This is a genomic window from Bradyrhizobium sp. PRIMUS42, from assembly GCF_023006515.1.
GTDB lineage: Bacteria > Pseudomonadota > Alphaproteobacteria > Rhizobiales > Xanthobacteraceae > Bradyrhizobium.
In genome coordinates this window covers 1-3,013 of the sequence record NZ_JALBGZ010000737.1, presented here as the reverse complement: position 1 = coordinate 3,013, position 3,013 = coordinate 1, and the positions used below count along the sequence as shown (strand labels likewise).

General features: G+C 65.0%; 2 protein-coding genes and 1 pseudogene. 2 read left to right on the top strand and 1 reads right to left on the bottom strand.

Annotated features, from left to right (window positions below):
- Positions 1 to 559, top strand: a pseudogene (locus MOV75_RS32770) (hypothetical protein); the annotation flags it as partial.
- 929 nt (positions 560 to 1,488) lie between these two features.
- Here the strand turns inward: MOV75_RS32770 and MOV75_RS32765 are convergent.
- On the bottom strand, positions 1,489 to 2,205 hold the full coding sequence (locus MOV75_RS32765) for a DUF599 domain-containing protein (protein WP_246928005.1): 717 nt from the start codon (positions 2,203 to 2,205) through the stop codon (positions 1,489 to 1,491).
- Between the two features lie 124 nt (positions 2,206 to 2,329).
- Between MOV75_RS32765 and MOV75_RS32760 the strand changes: the two genes are divergently transcribed.
- The gene (locus MOV75_RS32760; RefSeq protein WP_246928003.1) at positions 2,330 to 2,992 is read left to right on the top strand and encodes a glutathione S-transferase family protein; all 663 of its coding nucleotides are present in this window, start codon (positions 2,330 to 2,332) and stop codon (positions 2,990 to 2,992) included.
- Positions 2,993 to 3,013 lie beyond the last annotated feature (21 nt).

Here is a 3,013-nt window from a genome sequence, read left to right as displayed (position 1 = left end):
GTCCTCGCAACAGCCGCCGCCGCAACCGCAGCAACAACCGCCGGCCCAGCCAATGCAGCAGCCATCGATGCAGCTGCCGCCACAGGCGATGCAGCAGCCACAGGCCGCGCCGCCGCCGACCTATCAGGCTCCGCAGCCTGACGTCACCGTCAAGTACGGCGTCATGCTGGGCCTGCCTCCGGAATTGCCGCCGCAGCTGCCGAAAGACGCCCCCAAGGACGATGGCGGCGACGCCAAGGATTCGATCGCAGCCAAGTTGCCGGCCGAAATCATTGCCGCGCTTCGCAGCCACTTGCGCAGCTGTGCGAAATTGCCGGCCGGACTTGCGCCGACCGACAACGTTCATATCAAGCTGCGCACGGTGTTCGCCACCGACGGCACGCTGGCGCGCGAGCCGATCCTGCTCGAAGCCCCGCCGTCCACAAAAGGGGTGGCCCTCGTGAGGTCCGCAATGAGCGCGCTTCAGAATTGTCAGCCCTACAAGATGCTGCCCGCCAATCTATACCAGGAATGGAAGGTGCTGGACCTGCCGTTCAGCCCCCGGGATCTTGGCGGGTAGCTGTTGTAGCCCGGGTGAGCGCAGCGATACCCGGGGCCGCTCGTCCGGCATCTTGCACTGTCCCGGATGTCGCTCCGCTCATCCGGGCTACGCGGCCGCGCCTGTGTCGCCCTCTGTCAATCCACTCGCGCAAAAATATTCCCCTTTACCGAAATTCGGTTTTGTCGTATGTGTCATCCATCCCGGCTCATCCAAGAGGGGCGATCTTGTGTCGTCACGCATCGCGAGCCGGGCCTGCGGTGGACGCGGCAGCGTCGGCACGAGATGGGGCGGGCAGGGCGGGTAGTCCCTGTGAGCTCGTAACCCGCGTGCGGACGAGCGGCGCTGCTAGGTTCGTCTCGCCTGTAAGTTTCGCAGCTCCGTCGACTGGGCTGAGAAAACTGCGGCGAAATGGCGGGCCGTGCGTACGGCAAAACCGTGTGGTCCTGGCCGTCGTTGCTACGGTCAAGTCTTTCGCGAAGGTGCGAGCGAGCTCAACCGGGCAGACTGCATCATCCAATTCGCGGGGCGAGGGAGGCCAGAAGGAAAGTTCGGCTCCCGGGAGAGCACGGCATAAGCCGTCCGACCATCGCGCAGGGAAGGCCGAGTGTTCGGCACCACCTGTATGCTGCTGTGCGGTCTTCTTGCGCTACATTTCGCGCAGCAGACCGCGGGTGCGAGCTGGCACCCGGCCTTCCCTGCGCCCTCTTGGATTTCAGAGGGGCGAAAGATGAAGCAAAGCTCGGGCGAACAAGCCGCGAGGCCGAAGAGGCATGTCTGTGATTCAGATTGCGAACCGGAAGGGCGAAGCAGTTGCCACACACCCTGGCATCGTAGGGTGGGCAAAGCGAAGCGTGCCCACGACTTTGCGTATCGTCGTCGGACTCGTGGGCACGGCGCTTTGCGCCTTTGCCCACCCTACGGCACCGCGCCGCGTCGCAGAGCGGCGCTCAATGACCGCGCTTCCCCATCTCCTCGCCATCCGCCCCCTCCGGCGCCATCGCGGCCCATGCGCTCGAGGCGAACTGCCGTCGCCAGGTTACGATCACCACGGCTGCCGTGGTGACGAACAGCAGCCAGGGGCTGACGAACCAGCCGAGATAGCCGAGCGCGAAGAAGAAGGCGCGCTGGCCGCGGTTGAAATGGCGGCCGGCGGATTCGAACAGGCGCGAGGTGCGGATGACATGGGCTTCGGCTGCGGGCGTGTCGCGCTGGTCCGCCGGCGGCATGCCGCCGAACAGGATCGCGACGTAATTGAACAGGCGGTAAGCCCAGGCGAACTTGAAGAAGGCGTAGACGCAGATCAGCACAAGGCCGACGCATTTCAGCTCCCACATGGCCGGCGAGGTGCTGAGGTCGATCGGCAGCTTGCTCAGAATCGTGATGGCATCGTTGGTGGCGTGCAGCAGCGCCAGCGCGCCGCCGAGCGCGATCAGGCTGGTGGAGGCGAAGAAGGCGGTGCCGTTTTGGAGCGAGGCCATGATCTGCATGTCGACCATGCGGGTGTCGCGGTCGAGCAGGCGGCGCACCCAGACCTCGCGATAGCGGTTCATACGCGCCGACAGGCTGTCGCGGCCATAGGCCGAATGCTCCAGCGTCAGTGCATAGACCAGCCATTCGATGATGAAGAAGCCGACGGCGGTGATGTCGACCCAATGCCTGCTCATGTCTGTCTCCTGGCGCGGACCGCAACGATTGCCACGCATGGCGAAACGCAGCAATGATTGATTGGCGGCAGGCGATGGCGTTAAAAGCGGCTCGCTCTAGGACGTCTCGGGAAGGACTGATGACATGGCTGCGCTGAAACTCGCGATCGGCAACAAGAACTACTCGTCATGGTCGATGCGGCCCTGGCTCGCGCTTCGCGCCAACGACATCCCGTTCGTGGAGACGCTCATCCCGCTCTACACCGACAATCCCGCAGACAAGGAGCAGATCCTGTCCTTCAGCCGCGCCGGCAAGGTACCGGTGCTGGTCGACGGCGACGTCACGGTGTGGGATTCGCTCGCCATCATCGAATATGTCGCCGAGCGCTATCCGGAAGTGAAGCTGTGGCCGGACGACGTCGCCGCGCGCGCCCATGCCCGATCGGTGTGCGCCGAGATGCACTCCGGATTCGTCGCTCTGCGCAACGAATGCGGCATGAACCTGCATCGGCCGATCCGCCCCGTGGCGCTGTCGGCGGACGCCAAGGCCAACATCGCCCGCGTCGAGGAGATCTGGCGCGAGTGCCGCACGCGCCATGGTGCCAAGGGTCCGTTCCTGTTCGGCCGCTTCGGTGCGGCGGACGCGATGTACGCGCCGGTCGTGCACCGCCTGCGCACCTATGCGATCGACGTTGCTCCGGACACGAAGGCCTACATGGAGACGATGATGGCGCTGCCGGCGTTCCAGGAATGGACCCGCGACGGGCTGGCCGAAACGCTCGTCATCGCCAAGTTCGAGGACGCCTGATCGCTGGGTCCGACCGAGGCG